Source organism: Rhodococcus sp. ARC_M6, assembly GCF_022810305.1.
In the GTDB taxonomy this organism is placed as follows: Bacteria; Actinomycetota; Actinomycetes; order Mycobacteriales; family Mycobacteriaceae; genus Rhodococcus_F.
In genome coordinates, this window is record NZ_JALGQH010000029.1 from 58,346 (window position 1) to 76,587 (window position 18,242).

22 protein-coding genes are annotated in these 18,242 nt (G+C 60.7%); 12 read left to right on the forward strand and 10 right to left on the reverse strand.

The window, feature by feature from the left end; genetic code table 11:
• Positions 1-2: 2 nt before the first annotated feature.
• Both MTX36_RS23660 and MTX36_RS23665 read right to left on the reverse strand, forming a co-directional pair.
• Complete coding sequence (locus MTX36_RS23660; RefSeq protein WP_243622082.1) at positions 3-788, reverse strand: IclR family transcriptional regulator; 786 nt, start codon at positions 786-788, stop codon at positions 3-5.
• On the reverse strand, positions 785-2,323 hold the full coding sequence (locus tag MTX36_RS23665; protein ID WP_243622083.1) for an APC family permease: 1,539 nt from the start codon (positions 2,321-2,323) through the stop codon (positions 785-787). Before MTX36_RS23665 ends, MTX36_RS23660 begins: the two co-directional genes overlap by 4 nt.
• Positions 2,324-2,698: 375 nt before the next feature.
• Between MTX36_RS23665 and MTX36_RS23670 the strand changes: the two genes are divergently transcribed.
• The 8 genes from MTX36_RS23670 (at position 2,699) to MTX36_RS23705 (ending at position 9,177) form a co-directional block, all read left to right on the forward strand.
• Positions 2,699-3,289 (forward strand): MauE/DoxX family redox-associated membrane protein, encoded by a 591-nt coding sequence (locus tag MTX36_RS23670; RefSeq protein ID WP_243622084.1) that lies wholly within the window; start codon positions 2,699-2,701, stop codon positions 3,287-3,289.
• Between the two features lie 45 nt (positions 3,290-3,334).
• On the forward strand, positions 3,335-3,943 hold the full coding sequence (locus MTX36_RS23675) for a redoxin domain-containing protein (protein ID WP_243622085.1): 609 nt from the start codon (positions 3,335-3,337) through the stop codon (positions 3,941-3,943).
• A 73-nt stretch (positions 3,944-4,016) separates the two neighbouring features.
• A complete protein-coding gene (locus MTX36_RS23680) occupies positions 4,017-4,688 on the forward strand; it encodes a methylamine dehydrogenase light chain (RefSeq protein WP_243622103.1) in 672 nt (223 codons plus the stop codon).
• The gene (locus MTX36_RS23685) at positions 4,685-6,004 is read left to right on the forward strand and encodes a hypothetical protein (RefSeq protein ID WP_243622086.1); all 1,320 of its coding nucleotides are present in this window, start codon (positions 4,685-4,687) and stop codon (positions 6,002-6,004) included. The genes MTX36_RS23680 and MTX36_RS23685 overlap by 4 nt, the downstream gene beginning before the upstream one ends.
• Positions 6,001-7,608, forward strand: a complete 1,608-nt coding sequence (locus MTX36_RS23690; RefSeq protein ID WP_243622087.1) for a multicopper oxidase family protein — start codon at positions 6,001-6,003, stop codon at positions 7,606-7,608. Before MTX36_RS23685 ends, MTX36_RS23690 begins: the two co-directional genes overlap by 4 nt.
• A 27-nt stretch (positions 7,609-7,635) precedes the next feature.
• A complete protein-coding gene (locus MTX36_RS23695; protein WP_243622088.1) occupies positions 7,636-7,980 on the forward strand; it encodes a plastocyanin/azurin family copper-binding protein in 345 nt (114 codons plus the stop codon).
• Positions 7,980-8,303 carry a cupredoxin domain-containing protein gene (locus tag MTX36_RS23700; protein ID WP_243622089.1) on the forward strand — a complete coding sequence of 108 codons (324 nt, stop codon included), beginning with the start codon at positions 7,980-7,982 and terminating at the stop codon, positions 8,301-8,303. Before MTX36_RS23695 ends, MTX36_RS23700 begins: the two co-directional genes overlap by 1 nt.
• Before the next feature lie 37 nt (positions 8,304-8,340).
• The gene (locus MTX36_RS23705) at positions 8,341-9,177 is read left to right on the forward strand and encodes a methylamine utilization protein (protein WP_243622090.1); all 837 of its coding nucleotides are present in this window, start codon (positions 8,341-8,343) and stop codon (positions 9,175-9,177) included.
• A 162-nt stretch (positions 9,178-9,339) separates the two neighbouring features.
• Here MTX36_RS23705 and MTX36_RS23710 read toward each other — a convergent pair whose 3' ends face one another.
• The 3 genes from MTX36_RS23710 to MTX36_RS23720 are packed head-to-tail and all read right to left on the reverse strand — an operon-like array spanning position 9,340 to position 12,604.
• Positions 9,340-9,981 carry a vancomycin high temperature exclusion protein gene (locus MTX36_RS23710; protein ID WP_243622091.1) on the reverse strand — a complete coding sequence of 214 codons (642 nt, stop codon included), beginning with the start codon at positions 9,979-9,981 and terminating at the stop codon, positions 9,340-9,342.
• Positions 9,981-11,144, reverse strand: coding sequence for a lipase family protein (locus tag MTX36_RS23715; RefSeq protein WP_243622092.1), 1,164 nt, complete (start codon positions 11,142-11,144; stop codon positions 9,981-9,983). The genes MTX36_RS23710 and MTX36_RS23715 overlap by 1 nt, the downstream gene beginning before the upstream one ends.
• 50 nt (positions 11,145-11,194) lie before the next feature.
• Positions 11,195-12,604 (reverse strand): FUSC family protein, encoded by a 1,410-nt coding sequence (locus MTX36_RS23720; RefSeq protein ID WP_243622093.1) that lies wholly within the window; start codon positions 12,602-12,604, stop codon positions 11,195-11,197.
• A 73-nt stretch (positions 12,605-12,677) separates the two neighbouring features.
• Between MTX36_RS23720 and MTX36_RS23725 the strand changes: the two genes are divergently transcribed.
• Entirely contained in the window at positions 12,678-13,193 is a 516-nt protein-coding gene (locus MTX36_RS23725) for a MarR family winged helix-turn-helix transcriptional regulator (RefSeq protein ID WP_243622094.1), read from the forward strand.
• 26 nt (positions 13,194-13,219) lie between these two features.
• On the opposite strand, the gene MTX36_RS23730 is transcribed toward MTX36_RS23725, so the two are convergent.
• From MTX36_RS23730 to MTX36_RS23745, 4 genes are all read right to left on the reverse strand, one after another.
• Positions 13,220-13,675: a PPOX class F420-dependent oxidoreductase gene (locus tag MTX36_RS23730; RefSeq protein ID WP_243622095.1), complete on the reverse strand. Its 456-nt coding sequence runs from the start codon at positions 13,673-13,675 to the stop codon at positions 13,220-13,222.
• Positions 13,676-13,719: 44 nt separating this feature from the next.
• On the reverse strand, positions 13,720-14,229 hold the full coding sequence (locus MTX36_RS23735; protein WP_243622096.1) for a hypothetical protein: 510 nt from the start codon (positions 14,227-14,229) through the stop codon (positions 13,720-13,722).
• Between the two features lie 76 nt (positions 14,230-14,305).
• The gene (locus MTX36_RS23740; protein ID WP_243622097.1) at positions 14,306-15,121 is read right to left on the reverse strand and encodes a DUF72 domain-containing protein; all 816 of its coding nucleotides are present in this window, start codon (positions 15,119-15,121) and stop codon (positions 14,306-14,308) included.
• A gap of 9 nt (positions 15,122-15,130) precedes the next feature.
• Positions 15,131-15,322 carry a hypothetical protein gene (locus MTX36_RS23745; RefSeq protein WP_094274627.1) on the reverse strand — a complete coding sequence of 64 codons (192 nt, stop codon included), beginning with the start codon at positions 15,320-15,322 and terminating at the stop codon, positions 15,131-15,133.
• Positions 15,323-15,426: 104 nt separating this feature from the next.
• On the opposite strand from MTX36_RS23745, the gene MTX36_RS23750 reads away from it, so the two are divergent.
• From MTX36_RS23750 to MTX36_RS23760, 3 genes are read left to right on the forward strand one after another with little or no spacing between them, the layout of a single operon-like run.
• A complete protein-coding gene (locus tag MTX36_RS23750; protein WP_243622098.1) occupies positions 15,427-15,750 on the forward strand; it encodes a GYD domain-containing protein in 324 nt (107 codons plus the stop codon).
• A 29-nt stretch (positions 15,751-15,779) separates the two neighbouring features.
• Positions 15,780-16,628 (forward strand): LLM class F420-dependent oxidoreductase, encoded by an 849-nt coding sequence (locus tag MTX36_RS23755; protein ID WP_243622099.1) that lies wholly within the window; start codon positions 15,780-15,782, stop codon positions 16,626-16,628.
• Positions 16,629-16,642: 14 nt separating this feature from the next.
• Positions 16,643-17,392 carry an SDR family oxidoreductase gene (locus MTX36_RS23760; protein WP_243622100.1) on the forward strand — a complete coding sequence of 250 codons (750 nt, stop codon included), beginning with the start codon at positions 16,643-16,645 and terminating at the stop codon, positions 17,390-17,392.
• A gap of 129 nt (positions 17,393-17,521) precedes the next feature.
• Here the strand turns inward: MTX36_RS23760 and MTX36_RS23765 are convergent.
• On the reverse strand, positions 17,522-18,242 hold a 721-nt coding region (locus MTX36_RS23765; RefSeq protein ID WP_243622101.1), incomplete at its 5' end, for an HNH endonuclease signature motif containing protein.

Here is an 18,242-nt window from a genome sequence, read left to right on the forward strand (position 1 = left end):
ACTCAGATAAGACCGGTGAGTCGACGTGCGCAGTCGAACAGGAACCCCACCAATTCCCGGTCGTCCGGTGTAACGCGCTCGAACGATCCCTGAATGCACAATCCTCCGGCTACCAGGTCCGCATGATCCCGAACGGGTACCGCCAACGCTGATCTTCCGATTCGACATTCCTGAATCTCGAATGCAAACCCTTGCAATCGAACCGAGCGCAATTGCTCGGCAAGTTCGTCTCGATTGTGAATCGTGAACTCGGTGAGGCGGCGCAGTTCCAGATCGTCGAGAATCCGCTCGTCGTACGCGAGTAATAGTTTGCCCAACGCATTCGAGTGAATGTTCTTCGACAGCGTGGTTATCCCGATGATCTCGTGATCCGGATCCTTGTCGACAAATCTCAATCGGCCGGCGTTGAACGAGGCAACATGCAACCCGTAGCGCGTGTGAGTGCGCATCTCTTCAACCTGATCATGCAAGGAAGGTGACGGACCACTGGCCGAGGCAGCATGTGATGGCTCAGCCGTTCGCCGACCCAACGCAAAGCCGGATAGATCCGGTACCCGCACAAGAAATCCTTCTGCCACCAACAGATTCAACATGCGATACGCGGTAGCCGACGGCACGCCGGTGAAGGTCGCAATCTCCTTTGCCGTTGTCCCCGGCCCCAGATGAGCAACCGCTTCGAGCATCCCGAGGGCCTTCTGAACTGCTCGGGGTTGCTGACCACTGAAGTGGGCGTCTTCAGTGGTCCGATTGCCGACTCGAGTGCCGGCGGTGGCCCGACCGATGGTCACTCTCTCTGCTCCGGCAGGCCGTTGCCGAATACAGACCGATCCGGAACCAGGTGTGGCCGACCATCGCCGTCGATGAGAAGTGTGCCTGTTCCCGGCAGTAGATCCACAGTCTCGATACTGTCGAAAGCACCCACCGCCCGAAGGCTTTCCGGCCGAACGCGCCGGAGAATCGCGCTCCAGATCGTTCCGGATGCGGCAACTGTGGCTACGGCAATCACCAAAACCCACACCCCGTGAGCTACCCCGTCAACAACGATGTAGACCAGCAACCCAGCGCCCGCAGCACTTACCGACAAGGCGCACAGACGTGTCGGCCACGTGTGCTCACCGATTCTGCGCAGAAACTTCCAAGACGCGAAGGCCACCAACGTGTATGCACAGACCAGTGCAGTTTCCACCACTCCGTCGAAGAATCCCGAATCGTCGCGGACCGCGTCGGAGAATACAAGCACGCCAACCGTGCTCACAGACACAAACGCGATGACGGCAACGTACGGGGTTCGGAATCGGCGGTGCATCCGCGCGAGCGACGACGGCAGTACCCGCTCGACTCCCATCGAGTACAACAATCGCGAACCTGCTTGCGCGCAACCGAGAGTGCAAGCCAACCATGAACACGTCATGCCGATCTTCACTGCCAGCACAACTCCCGGGCCGGCGCCCGATGCCGTCCCCTCGAAGTAGGCACCGACGATCGTCGCTCCGTGCCCGGTCATCGCTGCCCAGGCGGCAAACACGAACAGGACCCCGCAGATTATCGGCGAAATCAGTACTGTGCGAGTGACGGTAATCAACGGACGCTTCGATTCGGGCCCGAAGAATGCTGCGCTCTCGAATCCGGCCATGCTCAGTACGGTCAGCATCGCCAAGAACGGGACAGCGCTCAACGACGGATTCGGAAGCGCCACAGTAGTTGCCGTGTCGGTCCGAGTTGCCAGCATCACTGCGATGATCAGGATCAGCGAACAGGCTTCGACAACCAGAATCGCGCGGGTGGCAAACCGAACTCCCCGTACCGCGATCCAGGCGACGGTGCCGGCAATCAGAATCGTGACGATCCCGGCCGGAACTGGTCCTTCGAGCTGTGGACCGACAATCGAAATCGTGTCCAGCAGACTGGGAACTGCTTGCGAAAACACGGACACCGAAATGCCGAGATACCCCAGCACCAAGGCAGTTCCGGCTGCCAGCGCAGCTTTGGTACCGGATCCCTGAAAGACAAAACTGTAGAGTGAACCGGCAGCGGCCAACCTGCGAGTGAAGTGCGTAATACAGAGCGCAACAAGAAATACCGCGGACGTAGTTGCAGCAATGGCAACCAACCCGACATACCCGGGGCTGTACGTGATCATCCAGAACGCAATGAAGACCATCCCCGTAGCGGGTGCGATCGTCGACAAGGACTGGCCGAGAAGGTCAATCGGCGTCAATCGGCGCCGCCCCAGACCTCGTAAGGGCGAGTACACCGGATCGCAGTCCTGGTCGGCACTTTGAGCCCGCACGATTGCCGCCCGCAACGCCGCAGTCACCGCCATGCCTCACCGTCCATTCTCCGCCGTTGAAGAACGGCAGCGTGTTCAATATCCAATTCTTCTTGCGGGCATATCTCCGATGTCGGTCAAATTAGTCCGCCTATGTTTCCGGACGGTTTCCACCGTGGCGCGCAGTGCTGATCCAAGTGAGAATCCGCACGACAGTTTCAGCATCGGCAGATACCGCCGGACGCTCGTCGAACCTGATGCTCCAGCAGAATATGTATCGCTACCTGCATATTTGCCCATTCTCATCCAAGAAATGCAATCCCACTTGCAACTCCCCCGGACGTATCCCCACCGAAGCATGTTCGCCGTAGAACTCGTACAAGATGTGTCCCACACGTCACTGCTACTGCCGAGAAGAACGGAGGAATCATGGACTTCACCGTCGTAACCGCCTCAGCGATCATCGGATTTGTCCTGCTGCTTGCCGGCATCCCCAAGCTGACGGACCACGAAAGTGTTGTGCGTTCGATACGTGGCTACAAGATCCTGCCAGGCGTGCTCGAAGCTCCGGCGGCACGAGCACTCCCAATTGCCGAAACCGCAGCAGGAATCCTTCTGGTGACGGGGATTGCCCGGCAGTGGGCGGCCGGAGCTGCCGCAATCATGTTCACGTCGTTCTTTCTCGGGCTCACTGTCAACCTTCTCCGTGGTCGCCGAGACCTTGACTGTGGTTGCTTCGCTTTCGGACTCGGCGAGATTCCGCGCATCGGATGGTTCCATGCGGTACGTGCCGGAATCCTTGCCGTTGCATCGGTGGCAACTGTTGTGATCGGGAGTTCAGCGACAGTGCCACTTCAGGCTGCTGGTTCGGCCCTCGCCCTCCTCCTGGTATTGGCGGGCGTCGCAGCCGCGCAGATCCGATCTGTCGTCCATCTCGGAAGACGCCCGGTCGACGACTACCTCTCCGGCGCTTCCATCCGCTTGCGGGCAGCGCAAGCTACCTCGCGTAACGGCGCTTGACCTACACCCTCTCACCACTGACTGCGCAAAGGCAGGACTATTGCGATGACTACTTTTCTGCTCGTAGCAACCGTGATCCTCGTGATCGCCGTGGCCATTCTGTTCATGATGATGCTTGCCCTCGCACGTGAAATCGGCCGAGTGCAAGTACGACTCGGCCCCCTCGGCGCCCGGATGATGGATACCGGACCCAAGGTCGAACAGGTGGGTCCGTCGTTTGCGGGTCTGATCGATCAGGAAGGTCGAACCGTCGGAGTCGGCGGCCATCGCGACAAGCCACAGCTCCTGCTGTTCACGGCGCCGAGCTGTTCGACCTGCAAGAGTCTGCTTCCCGGACTGCGGGCGATGGCCCGAGCCGAATCCGACCTCGACGTCGTCATTATTTCCGACGGAACACCCGAAGAACACCGAGAGTTTCTGGCCGGCAGTGGGATCGGCGATGAGCTCAGCTACATCGATGCTCGAGACGTCGGTATCGCCTACCAGGTGGGCACAACTCCGTACGGCGTAATCCTCGACGAGCACGGCAAGATTCGCGGTAAGGGCCTGTGCAACCACATGGCTCAGGTGGAGAGCCTGCTCAACGCCCTCGAATCCGGCACGCCCTCACTCCAACACCTTCATGCGCGGGCGAAGTCGGGCAGCGCGGCCTGACCCAGAGTCTGCTCGTTCCTCTTCACGAATCAGGAGAAAATCGTTGGACGACAATGTATTCCCACAACACAACATGACCGAGAACCGATATCCGGTGGACGAGACAACCGTACAAGCGCAAGCCGAATGGATGGCGGGCCAGGGCGGTTCACTGACCAGTCGCGCCGGTCGCAAACTCTCCGAACGTGTCTCACGACGATCGATGATCAGTCGAATCGGCAAGTGGACCATGGGCGTTTCCGGAGTTGCACTGATCAGTACCTTGCCGGTCACGCGCACCGCGTTTGCCCAAGAAGCCGCGCCTCCCGCTCCGGCGCCCGGCCCGGAACCGCTTGTTCCCGTCTACGACGGTAAGGATCCGGCCGAATGTGAATACTGGCGCTGGTGCAACATGGATGGCACTTCCTGTGCTGCCTGCAACGGTGGCGGCGTCACCACCTGCGCTCCCGGCAGCAAGCCCGGTGCGGAATTCTGGGTAGGGTGCTGTACCAATCCGGATACCGGTAAGACGTATCTGATCGCATATTACGACTGCTGTGGTGCGCCTTCGTGTTCCAACGCGTTCTGCGGTGAGCCTGACATGCAAGCAGTGATGTACAACCCGGTAGCAGGCAGCTACGACCAGGAAATCATCTGGTGCGTCTCCGACGAGTCCCAGGCGTACACGTGCACGATGGCGCCGATCATCGGCGAGGACTGCCAGACCCGTCCCGCAGAACGCCCGAAGGTCGGTGCCGGATCATGACCACTTCCCGATACCGAAAATTCGCCCGACCCGCAGTCGCCGTACTCCCACTCACTGTCGTCCTCGCCCTCGCCGGATGTAGTTCGTCCGACAACGACGAATCGTCCAGCGCCGGCGATGTCACCTACCCCACCGTGCCGTTCACTGCGCCGGGCGAAGGTATTTCCCTCGGACACGACGATCAGGAGATCGGCGATACCATCCCGGAGCCACTGCACGTCGGTTCCATCATCCCGATCGCAGCCGATCGACTTCTCGGAGTCGAAGGCGGGTTCGGGAAACTCGAACTCAGCGTCAACGTCATCGATCCGAAAACCGGTGTGGCCGAAAGCCGCATCACCGTCGGACCGGGCATCTGGGACCCGGTCATTCACGGATTTGTCGGGGCCGCGCCCGAAGACCCCGCAGTGCTCGCTGCTGAAGTGTGGAGGCCACGAGGTTCCCGTGGCGCAGCCGATTTCACGGTCAGTACCTACTCTGGCAACCTGCTGGAACCGGCCGAGGTCGAACTCCCGGATGTCGCCCGCGTGCATTCACGTCCCGGATCCAACGCGGTCACGTCCGATGGCAAGTTCTTCGTCACCTGGGATGACGGTCTGTACGGCATCCGCGTCGTGGATCTGGAGAAGAAGGAAGCCAGCGGAGCCCTGCAAATCGTCGGTTGCGGACCCTTTACCTGGATGGTCGGGCACGAACTGTACAGCGTGTGCGAGGACAGCCGTGAGCTGCTCCACGTCTCGATCAGCGACGACGGCGTTCCGACGGAGACTGCCCGAACCAAGGTCCTGCCCGACGATTTTGTCTCCACCCGCAAGGTCACCTGGGCCCCTGACGCACAGAAAGCGTTGCTCGTCAGCGAGAACGGCGATGTGTACGTCTTCGACTTCTCCGACGGACTACCGAAGGAGACTGTCAAACCGATCGGAAACGCGGGCCAGGATTCCGGCCGTTTCTCCGAAAATGTTATCAACGCCGACGCCACCCGTCTCGCAATTGCCTACACCGACAGCGCTATTCACCCGGACTCTGCCCGCGGTGGCTCGTTGGTCAAGATCGATCTCTCCGACGCCGCTACGTTCACTCCGGTGAAGAGTCTCTCGCTCGCGGATCTCGGTCTCACCGATATCAAGAGCATGGTCTTCTCGGTCGACGGTGCCACCTTCTATGTACTCGGTACCGGACCGGAAGTCGACGGGTCCGCACCGCAGAAGATCTTGGGCTACAACGCAACTACCGGTGAACAGGTCAGCTCCGCTGAGGTCTCGGGAAATGTCGGTGATGTCAGCGGATTGATCACGCCGGAAGTCATCCGATGAGTGTTCCCGGATCCGGTGCACGCAGTTCTATGCCGGTACAGTTGGGGCGTCGCCGATTCCTGAGCCTGGGCGCGCTTGGTGCCGCTGCTTTCGGAGTCGGGGCTGTGGGATCGATCGCCGGCTGCAGTTCCACTGCAGCATCTCCGGCGCAGCCAACCGATCTCGACTACATTCTGCCGACCGATCCTGAGGTTGCAGCCGCAGAGTCGGCGCGAGCCTGGAACGGAAGCACCGCTGCATTTGCATTGACCGCCGGATTCTCGACGGTTGATCTGGGCGGACGCCTGGTCGATACGTGGACATACGGAGGCGCTGCTGTGGCGCCGGAGCTACGTTTGACCGCCGGTGACCGTGTCAAGATCGCCGTCCACAATGCCCTCGAGACTGAAACCACGCTGCACTGGCACGGAATTCGCATCCGCAACGATATGGACGGGGCCGCACCCACCACGCAGGCTCCGATCGGTGTGGGCACGACTTTCGACTACGACTTCGTCGCCCCGGATCCGGGAACACACTGGTATCACTCACACAGCGGACTACAAGCCGATCGTGGTCTTTTCGGTGCCATGATCGTCGAGGATCCGGAGGACACCAGTGGGGCAGATGTTGATGCTGTTCTGGTACTCGATGATTGGCTCGACGGGCTGGGCACGAGTCCGGATTCTGTTCTGATGGCACTCAATCCGGCAATCGCCGGCGGTCACGGCGGACACGGCGGTGCGGCATCGGCTCCTGCGGAGCATTCCGCAGGCGAGATGACACTGGCGCAGCAATTAGTGAATGCCGGCCACGGCTCGTCCGAGGTTCTCGGCGGGATGACACAGCACATTGCTTATCCGCTGCATCTGATCAACGGGCGACCGCCCAATGATCCTGCCGTTGTCACCGCCGCCGCCGGCGCTGTCCTCAGGTTACGAATCATCAACGCAGCAGCCGAGACTCCGTACCGGTTCGCTGTGGCGGGACATGAGATGACGATCATCGCGGCCGACGGTTACGACGTGGAGCCTGCCAAAGCCGACACGATCATCGTCGGCATGGCCCAACGCTACGACGTACTTGTAACAGTGAAGTCCGGATCGTGGCCGATCGTCGCGAAGGTCGAGGGCCGCGATGGCTACGCGTCGACGGTCCTGCGTAGCAACGACGCATCTGCCCTGGCGAATCCTGATGTGGGCGGATCAATTCCGGAACTGGGCGGCAGGCTGGTGCTCGAAAGTTCGCTGCGCCCCGCACAAGCCGTGCGGCTCGAGACGAAGGCACCGGACCGCGACTACCGAATCGAGTTGATCCAAGCCGGTGATCGATACGTCTGGGGCATGGCCGGGGCGGATGCGGGCAAGTTGATCATGAAGCAGGGTGAGCGCGTTCGCATCACGATGAAGAACTCATCCACAATGTGGCATCCGATGCACACTCACGGCCATACGTTCGCTGTTCCGGGCTACGGCGGACTTCGTCGCGACACCGTCAACGTCCTACCTGGCACCGAACTGGCCATCGAGTTCGATGCCGACAATCCCGGCGAGTGGATGTTCCACTGCCACAATGCCTATCACTTCGAGGCGGGCATGACCGCAAACCTGCGTTACGTCCGCTGACAAGAACCAATTTCGGGAGGATCTCTCATGAAAAAACTCGTACCTGCTTTCCTCGCCGCCTGCGCCGCATTGAGCCTCACCGCCTGCAGCAGCGAGAGCACTGCGTCCACCGAACCCGCCGTTGTGATCGAGGTGAAGAACATGGCCTACACGCCGGCGTCGGTCACCATCCAGAAGGGCCAAACGGTCGAATGGAAATTCAACGACGGTGGGCTTCCCCACGACGTGGTCGGTAACGGCGCATTGGAAGGAAAGCTGAAGAGCGAGCTACTCACTGAGGGCACCTTCTCGTACACGTTCGACGACGCCGGGACCTTCACCTACCACTGCACGCCCCATCCGATGATGGTCGGCACCGTGATCGTTCAGTAATGAGGAGGTGGATCGCCGGCTTCGGCATTATTGCCGCGGCGGCATGTATTCCTGCTTGTGGCACAGAAGATCCCGCTCCCGACGTCGTGGTCGAGATCAGCAATGTTCAATTCAGTCCGATGGATGTCACGCTCGAAAGGGGCAGCACGGTCGAGTGGCGCTTCGACGACGGCGGACTCCTCCATCATGTGGAATCACCGGGACTGTTCGACAGTGGCATCACCGGCGACGGCACCTACCGGCACACGTTCACCGACCCGGGTGTCTACGAGTACACGTGCTCCGTGCATCCCTACATGACCGGAATCATCACAGTCCTGTGATCACTTTTCATGAACTACATACCTTTTGGAGGTTCTGATGACTACCGTTCTCTCACACGGCCCACTCGAGACTGATGTCCCCGACATCCGCCCTACCCTTCAAGGCTCGGTTGGTACCGCCACCCGGGTGACACTGATCGCCGCGGGTGCCGCAGCCGGCGCCGGCATCGCAATCCTGTCGGGCCCTTCGAACATCACCGCTTTGACGACGGCAGTCGTCGGGGCAGGGTTGGTGACGTCACTGGCAGCCAATTGGTCTACCTGTGGCATGTCGGTCGCCGGAGTGGTCGCCGCACCGAAACAGCCTGACCGCAAGGGCTCTTCGACTCCCCTCCGCCGGCTCGGCTGGCACGCACTGGGTTCCGTCACGACAGGAGCCGTGACCGGAACACTGATCGGCGGCCTCGGTGCCGCTGTCTCCGGCTATATTCCGATCGGCTGGGCTTTGGCTGCCTGGGCCGTCCTGGCGCTTGCCTACGGACTTCACGAGTTGGGTGTCCTCAACTTGCCGACTCCGATGCGGCGCCAACAGCTTCCGCGTCATCTGCGTCGAACGATGGCACCGTGGAAGGTTTCACTGATCTTCGGCGCAATCATCGGTCCAGGATTCTTGATTTTCATCCGATCCAGCGCGTACTACCTGCTGGCGCTCGGCGTCATCGCCTCGGGTTCACCGGTCCTTGGTGCCGCCCTCTTCACCGTCGTCTCGCTCGGCCGGTGCATGCCTAGCCTCGCTGCAATCGTGCACACCCGACGTGGTGGCTCGATGCCCGGATTCCTCTCGATCATGTGCGTCGTTGACCGTCGGGTCCAGAGTGTTACCGGCGCTTCACTGATCGCATTGGGGGCCTTCGCCGCTGCGTCCTTGATCTGAAGTTCTACCGAATACGTATGGCCGGTGAGCATCTCGCGCACCGGCCAGACGTGTGCCCACTTCCGGGTCATGCTGTGTCACTGCACGTTCAATGTCACCGCACCTTCAATGTCACCGCACCTTCAATGTCACCGCACCTTCAATGTCACTGCACGTTCAATGTCACTGCACGTTCAATGCCATCTGCACAGAATCTTCCCGCGGAGTGGTGACCTTGGCATCGCGACCCCACAACATGTCCAGTGCTGCTTTCGGTTTGGCGAAAATCCATTCCCGAGCAGCATTCTTGACCAGAGTCGGCGTCGAGCAGCCGCAATCACTGTTCACACCGTGCGCATCGATCCCGGCATCGCGACACAACGCCACGGCCCGGGGCACGTGATATCCCTGCGTGACGATCAGAGCATCATCAATGCCATACGTATGTATTGCCCGAAAACAGGTGTCGTAAGTGTCGAGTCCGTAGGGATCCCCGACAACCCGACGCTCATCGATACCCTGCTCCACCAGGTAGTTCGTCATTGCAGCGATCTCGTCACCCGACGCGCCATTCGCGTCGCCCGACACCAGTACCGCACGCGCCTTCCCGTCCTCGACCAGCTGAACAGCAGCGTCGAGGCGACCTCTCAGGAAGGCCATCGGCTTCCCATCCTTGATTTGTGCGCCCAGAACGATCACCACCGGAGCTTCCGGCGCGTCCGCCACGTCGGAGGTATGCCCAGCCGACGCGACAGAAATCCAGACAATGGTGCCCACGTAGAAAACGAGGCCCAGGGCAACGAGACCCACAATCCATCGCTTCACTAGCGGAACAGATTCGCCACAAATGGGATCGTGTCGGCCTGCGACTCGACAAACGCACCGCTGTGATCGGTGTTGTAGGTCTTGAATGTCACCGGCTCACGATTGGCGACCAATGCCGCGACCAACGAAAGTGCTGACGGTGCAGGTACATCCACGTCGAGCAGCCCTTGGCCGATGAAGATCGGACGGTCGTAACCGCTCGTCGGAACACCCATGTAGTCGTTCAGCAGTCCGTAGAAATTCGGGATCTGATTCAGTGGCCTCGACAAAAGGTCTCCGAGCACCAATTTCTTCGACGCGTCGTCCAGGTCTCCGGCACACAGCTTTTCGGCCAAGTCCACGTTTTCCCGGCCCAACGGAGTGAGGTACGAGTTCAGGTCGATTTCGGGATGCGCCTCCCGGAAACCGGCCAAGATGTAGAGCGCATACGACGTCAGGCCACCGCCGAGTGCAACGGGCGGAAATCCTGGTCCGGCCGGCTGGAAAGCCAGTTCGATGTTGGCGGGCACACCCGTTCCGACGCCGCCGCGGTAGTCGAGCGAATCGCCGCCGTATTCGGTGGCATATCGCGCTGTCGTGATGGCTGCTCCGCCGCCTTGCGACTGTCCGACTACCGCCCAACGATTCGAGATGGACGAATCGATGGCGCGAGCGGCCTTCACGGAATCAACGACGCTGTGCGCCTCCACTTTTCCGTCCAGGTACGGCATGAGGCCAGGAGTTCCCAACCCCACATAGTCTGTCGCGACAATTGCGTAGCCTTCATCGAGCCAACGGCCGAGGTACGGATAGTCGCGATCGGGCAGGCCGGGGCCGACAAGCGAAGGCGCACACGAGTCGTCGAGACCTGTGGTTCCGTGTGCCCACGCGATGACGGGCCAGCCACCTTCCGGAGCGGGGCCGGCGGGAACGTAGTAGGCGCCGCTGCTGAGCGCGGGTTGACCGTTCGAGCCAATGGTCCAGTACGTGAATCGCTTCGCGTCAGCGGTCCCGGGAATCCAGAGGTCCTTGGGCAGCGGTTCACTCGAGACCACCGTTCCATCGCCCTGTGAAGCGCTGGGAGCTTGCGCGAACACACTGGGCGCGGCGACGACGGAACCAATCGTGGCAGCGCACAACGCCGTGACGGAAAAACGAACTAGCGACCTCGACTGGAACTTCACGTGAAGACAACTCCGATTCCTTCGACGCGCTACTTACGCGTCATCAAAGCTCATCGTAAAACGTGGTGCCGATCCGTGCGGCTGATTGTCAGCGCACCAACAACAACGCCGACCACCACGCCGATCAGTGTGTCGACCACACGCGCCACTGCCGAGTCCGTCGTAATGGGCGCATTGAGCCCGATGAGCACCAAGGCCATGGGCGTCACAGCCATGGATGTCAGGGCATAGTTCTTGATCACCGACAGTTCCGCCGCTACCTGGAAGATCACCACCGCGACGACTGCTTGCCAGTAGCCGAGAGTCATCGCGATCAGAACGACCGCAATGACTGCCCCGACGACATTGCCGGCCAGACGCTGAATTCCGCGCTGGACTGTCTGCTTGTAGTTAAGCCCCTGCATCGCGGCAACCGCACCCATCGACGCCCACGTCGGATGCTCGAGGCCGGCGCCTACCGCTAACCATCCCGCAAATGCGGACGCCAGAACGATACGAACTGCGTTGATCCGGACCTCACGCAAAAACATTCGCGTCAACCCCGCGACAAAGTAGCCTTCCGGCGCTGGAATTTCCGAAGCCGGTTTCAGCGCGTGCTCGATCATGCTGGACCGCTTGAGCTTGCGAAGCTCCTTCTCGTGCAGAGTAATATCGTGAATCAGTGTCGGGTCGCCGTGCTCACGCCATGCCTCGACCGCCGCTTCTGCTTCGTCGAGCACCGCCACCAATTCACGGCCGTGATCTACGGTCGATTTGATCCGACCACTCGACGCGGTGATCGAGCGCGCACGAGCAATGGACGCTTGCGCAGCCACAACACCAGGTTCACCGGTTTGCTCTAGTCGTCCAACTGCCGCTACCGCTCGTGCAACGGCCAGCCGCGCCGGACCCATCGGCAATACGAGCACGGGGAACATCGCCGCCATCCAGCCCACCAGCACACCAAGGGCAGCTGCAAGGATCAATTGCATCAAACCTGAAGCAGTAGAGGTAAATCCGGCCGCACCCGCCGCAGCAAACACCAGGATCACCGGCCCCGGTCCTGTTATCTCGAAGCCCGACATGAAGCAGTACGCGGCACCTGCCAGCAGCGACAGCGCACCAATTTGCATCCACACCGGAACCCCGACCAGTCCCAGTGCGCCGCCCACAGCAACGGACGCAACGAGCGCAACGCCTACCATCGCGAGCTTGCCGGCCAGTCTCGGATACGGCTCATACCTGCCGAAGGCTGCACACACGGCCCCGAGTGCGGCAAAACCCGCCAATTGCTGATAGCCGAGGAGTCCACCCACAATCAAGACGACGGCTGCGGCTAGCCCTACCCGGATAGCCGGCGCAATGGTCGCATCAGCGGGCCCGATCCGAAATGCTGCCCGCCAGGTCGATCCGGATACCGAGTGAGCCAACGCATCACTCGAATGTTCGAAGCGGCTGGTGGCAGTTTCGGTCGACGTCATCGACCCAGCATACATTTATTTCACGAGTAAATTACTTGTGAAGTACTATGAATTGAGTCGCTAAGATGTACTCATGGCGCAGGCAAGCAGTTCCGAAGACGACTTCATCGACAAAGTCCGTCGTGAATGGAAGCGCACCTACCCCGAAATCGACACCTCTCCCGTCGAGGTGATGGGCCGTATCTCTCGCATCAGTTCGCAGTCCCTCCACCAGTTGGATCGGGCACTGGCTCCGAGCGGAGTCTCCCGCGCAGAGTTCGACGTCATGAGCGCACTCGCACGCAGCGACCGCCCATTGCGCGCCAGCGAGGTCACCGCCGTCACCATGTTCAGTGGCGCTGCCACCACCAAACATGCCGATCGACTGGCCAAGCTGGGACTCGTGGAGCGTCAGCGTTTCGAGCGCGATGGGCGAGTGGTACTGCTGACGTTGACCGAAGCAGGGCGCGCTTTGGTCGAGGCGGAATTCCCTCGGCGAGTCGAACGCGACCGCCAACTGCTGTCCGGACTCGACGCGAACGAACAAACACAACTCACGGCACTGCTGAAACGGATCTCGATCAACATCGACGCCGGACTCTGGGACTGACACGAGACTCTGGGATTACCACGGCGTCAGCGTCCCGGCGGAAATCCACCCGTCGCAATCGGACCCCATGAATCGACGGTGACGCGGATCAGGCTCTTGCCCTGCTTGCGCATCGCCTCGCGGTACTCATCCCAGTCAGGGTGATCACCGGCGATCGAACGGTAGTAGTCGACCAAGGGTTCCACCGATTCCGGTAGGTCGATCATCTCGGCCGTTCCGTTCACCTGCACGTACGGTCCATTCCATTCATCAGAGTGAATACACAGCGAAACAGCAGGCGTACGACGCACATTCACCGCTTTGGCCCGCTCCGGGTAGGTGGAGATGACGATGCAGCCTTCGCCGTCGACGCCACACGTGACCGGCGATATCTGAAGTTCACCCGACTTCTTTATCGTCACCAACGTGGCACGGTGCCGCGGCCGAATGAACGCGAGAAGTTCAGAATGCGAAACCCGATCTGCACTGGCAATTTTCGACATAGTTTCAGACTAGGTCTGAATTCGATACCGATACAGGTGTTCGGTCAGGGCATCTCGATTGTCTGCGCCCGGGCGATCTCACCGATCGCCGTGGCGATGTACGTTGCCTGCGGTTTCTTGGTGCCCGCAGACAAACTGCCCATCACCAGTACTGCTGAACGTAGATAGGCGCCGTGGCCGATCCGGAAAGAGTCGTCTTCCAGATCGGAGATGCCGAGTGCACCGGTATAGACCGCAGCCAAGGCTTGTACATCCAGATCGGGCAGCCACGTGATGGTGGCCTTGGCACACGCAGTCAAGGCGTCCTGCACGTCTTCGCTCGAGAGCCCGTCCGGATGCGTGTCTTCAAGTAGTTCACGCACGATGGCCGCATGAACGGAGCTGACCTGCTCAAATGACAGATTCTTCAATTCGTCGACGGCGTCGGTGAGCGCGCCACTGTTGGCGGCGCGCACTGCTGCCAATGCATCAGCTGTCGCGTCGGCGATATTGCGGGCAACCTTCGGCCACTCTGTCGGCCAACTCGGTGTCGGCAGACTCTGCTCGGGGTTCACGTTCGGTTCTCCTTCATTCGCGCTCGCGCGAAGCTTGTCATGCGGTACCGACAACTGGAGACTCCACCAGCCCCCGTCACGTGAAGCGATCCAGCAGCGCCATCGCGTTGTGCGGCGCAAAACCTTTCATGTCGTTGTCGAAGTAAACGAACACGTCGAGCCCGTCGTCCCTCCAACCTCGAAAACGTTCGGCCCACTCATCGAGGGCATCGTCTGTATAGCCACTTGCATACAGTTCCTTGTCGCCGTGCATCCGCACATAGACAAAATCGCTGGTCGGCGTAGTGATCTGTGGATATCTTCCGGCCGTATCCGCAACGACAAATCCGATATCGCGTTCCCGCATGAGATCCACCGCTTCGGGCACAGCGAAGCTCGCATGTCGAGCCTCCACGGCATAACGGATCGGGAGTTCGATCTCGGTCTGCGCAAACACGCGGTCTTCGGTCAGCTTCTCGTCGTGACGGGCAGCCAATTCCGCCGCCTCCGTCGTTGTGCGCGGAAGGAGATCAAAAAAGTTCGACAACCGTGCGGGTTCGAACTGCAGCGTGGGCGGCAGCTGCCACAGAATCGGGCCGAGTTTCGGGCCCAATGCCAAGGTGCCGGCCGCGAAGAAATTAGCCAGCCCCGTTTCAGCGTCGAGGAGCCGCTTCATATGCGTGATGTACCGGGCGCCCTTGAGGGCGAATACAAAACCGTCCGGAGTTTCACTACGCCACTTCACGTAGCTTTCGGGCTTCTGGAGCGCATAGAAAGTGCCGTTGATCTCAATGGAGCTGAATTGCGCTGCGGCATAAGCCAACTCCTTGCGGTGCGCGAGACCCTTCGGATAGAAGTCCCCGCGCCAAGCTGGGTACGTCCACCCCGAGATACCTACCCGGATATCTGCCACCGCTTCAGACTAGACGCCCGATACCCCGGCACTGAGTGCAACGGAGACCGGCACAACGGTCAGACACACCACTGCCGCGACAAAAAGTGCGATCACGAGTCGACGATCCCACTTTCCACGGGCGCCACTCGCAGCGAGCATGAAAATCACAAAACCAACACAGACAGACACGATCGTCACGATCACGGGAGTACCAACCATGCGTTGATTGTCCCCCACCCCATTGTGGGTATGCCCCTCGGAGGTGAATACCCCAGCCGTTAAAGACCCAGCCGTTGAAGACCCCTGCCGACCAAGGAGCGGAAATGCCGAAATACCTCTGGCAAGTGACCTACTCGACGACCGGTGCCGCCGGCCTCCAGAAGGAGGGCGGTAGCGCACGCCGCGACGCCGTCACCCGAATGGTCGAAAGCGTTGGCGGCACAGTCGAATCTTGCCACTTTGCGCTCGGCGGCCACGACATGTTCGTCATAGGCACTCTTCCCGACAACATTGCCGCGGCGGCATTAAGCATCCGAACAGCCGCCGAAGGCGCCGCCCGATCCGAATCCATCACCTTGCTCACACCGGAAGAAATCGATGAAGCAGTCAATCGCCGTACCGACTACCGCAAACCCGGAGCGGAATAGATCCAGATCACAGACAGGTTGCACCCATCATGACTGACGCGAAGCAGACACCTGACCTGGGCACGTACGGAATCTGGCGAGGCGCTGCCGGGCTGAAACCCGACCTGGGAGTGGCTATCGAGAAACTCGGCTACGGCACCATCTGGATCGGCGGTTCACCGCACGCAGATCTTCGACTGGCAGAACAGCTGCTCGACGCGACCGAGCACATCACCGTGGCGACGGGGATCGTCAACATCTGGTCATCACCGGCTGCTGAAGTTGCCGAGTCGTACCACCGACTCGAAGCCAAGCATCCGGGGCGGTTCCTCCTCGGAATCGGCATCGGGCATCCCGAAGCCACCGGCGATTACTCGAAGCCCTACGCCACATTAGTGTCCTACCTCGACGAACTCGATGCGGCCCAGGTTCCGGACTCTCGTCGAGTTCTTGCCGCGCTCGGCCCTAAAGTACTGAAGTTGTCTGCTGACCGCGCTGCCGGCGCGCACCCGTATCTGACAACGCCAAAGCACACCGCCGAAGCTCGCGAAATTCTCGGACCGTCGAAAATCCTTGCACCGGAACACAAAATTGTTCTCGAGACCGATCCAGAGAAGGCACGGGCAATCGGCCGTCCGGCTGTCGCCAACCCCTACCTCCATCTCCGCAACTACACGAACAATCTCGAACGTCTCGGTTTTGCACCTGAGGAAATTGCCAACGACGGCAACGACCGTGTCATCGACGCTCTGGTGGCATACGGAACGGCCCGCTCGATCGCGCACAGGCTGCGCGAACATATCGCTGCCGGAGCCGATCATGTTGCAATCCAAGCTCTTCCCGCAGAAGCGGATCCTTTGGCGACCTACGAAGCATTGGCCGCCGAACTTTTCCGCTGACCAAGGAGCAAGTAATGAAGTTCGTCATATTCGGAACCGGACTCATCGGCAGCCAAGTCGCATCGAAGCTGGGTGAAGCTGGACACGATGTCGCAGCCCTCGGACGTCGATCCGGAATAGACACCACCACCGGCATAGGAATTGCGGAAGCAGTCGAAGGTGCCGACGTGGTCGTGGACCTCACCAATTCCCCGTCGTGGGAAGACGACGCCGTCCTGTCGTTCTTCCGCGAGTCCACGAGCCACATCCTCGCTGCCGAGGAAGATGCCGGAGTGAGGCACCACGTCATCCTTTCGATCGTGGGTGCCGACCGACTACCCGACTCCGGATACATGCGAGCCAAGGTCGCCCAGGAAGACCTGGTCAAGGCGGGACCGATTCCCTACTCGATCGTCCGCTCGACCCAGTTCTTCGAGTTCATCGCCGGCATCGCCGATGCCGGGACCGTAGACGGCGCTGTCCATGCGACCGAGGCACGCTTGCAGCCGATCGCTTCGCAGGACGTCGTGGCCCACCTCGCCGAGATCGTGACGGGCGCGCCATTGAACGGCACGACCGAAATCGCCGGCCCCGAGCCTTTGGGTATCGACGAACTTGTCCGAAGACTGTTTGCCGCCACCGGCGACAAACGCACCGTGACAACCGATCCCGACGCCGGATACTTCGGTGCAAGACTCGACGACTCGGAACTCACCCCCACACCGGGCGCCAACGCTTGGATCGCTCCGACCACGCTGGAGCAGTGGCTGCAAGAGCACGTCTAACGCCTGACGACATGCCGGTGCAACGCACAGTGATCTTCAACCCGGCGGGTGAGCACGCGTGTGCAGGCTTCGCATCGGCGAGAATCTGATGCGAAGCCTGGCACGTCTGCAGTTGTGGTGCAACATAATTCAGGTGCGTAGCAACTGACCCGGACGCAGGGTTGATCGTCGCGGCCGCTGCACCGGATCAATCCCCGCCGGCGGAATGAACCACGGCTTCCGATCCGACCCCATCTTGATTTCCCACTGCCCCGCAAAACCGGCCTTACGGTGGATCAGAGTGTGGTGCGCTCGGCACAGCAATGTGAGGTTGTCCATCACCGTCAACCCGCCCTGCGACCACGGCCGAATATGGTGCGCATCGCACCACGCCGGAACCGCATCACACGACGGGAACGCACACCCCTTGTCGCGGGCGATCAACGCCGTCCGCTGCGCCGCCCCCACCAACCGTTTCAACGGACTCACATCGAGCGGGGCACCGTTCTCATCCAGCAGCACCGTCGAGAGCATGCAGTCGCACGCCAACATCCGGGTGCGGGTGATGCTCAGCGGACCCATCCACGGCATGTGCCCGACATCGAGATCGTCGAGGTCCTCCAGATCGTCGAAGCCCCACACCGGCGCATCCTCGACGTCAGTCTCATCATCGGGCGTAGCCAAGCTCGACGATGCAGTGCGCGTGCTCGCGCAGTCCCGATGCTCCGCAAGATCTTTCGCCGTCACATGCACATTCACATGCGGACGCTGACCACCGTCCACCCCGGTCGCCGCATTGTCGAGATACCGGCGAATCAACTCCGTCAACGCATCCGCCGTCCGCTTGGCCGCCGACCGCGCATCCGGAGTC

Coding starts and splice junctions, on each gene's coding strand:
- MTX36_RS23680 (WP_243622103.1), top strand. CDS start 4,017: ATGACCGAGAACCGATATCCGGTGGACGAGACAACCGTACAAGCGCAA.
- MTX36_RS23695 (WP_243622088.1), top strand. CDS start 7,636: ATGAAAAAACTCGTACCTGCTTTCCTCGCCGCCTGCGCCGCATTGAGC.
- MTX36_RS23665 (WP_243622083.1), bottom strand. CDS start 2,323: ATGGCGGTGACTGCGGCGTTGCGGGCGGCAATCGTGCGGGCTCAAAGT.
- MTX36_RS23675 (WP_243622085.1), top strand. CDS start 3,335: ATGACTACTTTTCTGCTCGTAGCAACCGTGATCCTCGTGATCGCCGTG.
- MTX36_RS23700 (WP_243622089.1), top strand. CDS start 7,980: ATGAGGAGGTGGATCGCCGGCTTCGGCATTATTGCCGCGGCGGCATGT.
- MTX36_RS23685 (WP_243622086.1), top strand. CDS start 4,685: ATGACCACTTCCCGATACCGAAAATTCGCCCGACCCGCAGTCGCCGTA.
- MTX36_RS23730 (WP_243622095.1), bottom strand. CDS start 13,675: ATGTCGAAAATTGCCAGTGCAGATCGGGTTTCGCATTCTGAACTTCTC.
- MTX36_RS23745 (WP_094274627.1), bottom strand. CDS start 15,322: ATGGTTGGTACTCCCGTGATCGTGACGATCGTGTCTGTCTGTGTTGGT.
- MTX36_RS23690 (WP_243622087.1), top strand. CDS start 6,001: ATGAGTGTTCCCGGATCCGGTGCACGCAGTTCTATGCCGGTACAGTTG.
- MTX36_RS23670 (WP_243622084.1), top strand. CDS start 2,699: ATGGACTTCACCGTCGTAACCGCCTCAGCGATCATCGGATTTGTCCTG.
- MTX36_RS23755 (WP_243622099.1), top strand. CDS start 15,780: ATGACTGACGCGAAGCAGACACCTGACCTGGGCACGTACGGAATCTGG.
- MTX36_RS23750 (WP_243622098.1), top strand. CDS start 15,427: ATGCCGAAATACCTCTGGCAAGTGACCTACTCGACGACCGGTGCCGCC.
- MTX36_RS23725 (WP_243622094.1), top strand. CDS start 12,678: ATGGCGCAGGCAAGCAGTTCCGAAGACGACTTCATCGACAAAGTCCGT.
- MTX36_RS23760 (WP_243622100.1), top strand. CDS start 16,643: ATGAAGTTCGTCATATTCGGAACCGGACTCATCGGCAGCCAAGTCGCA.
- MTX36_RS23720 (WP_243622093.1), bottom strand. CDS start 12,604: ATGACGTCGACCGAAACTGCCACCAGCCGCTTCGAACATTCGAGTGAT.
- MTX36_RS23705 (WP_243622090.1), top strand. CDS start 8,341: ATGACTACCGTTCTCTCACACGGCCCACTCGAGACTGATGTCCCCGAC.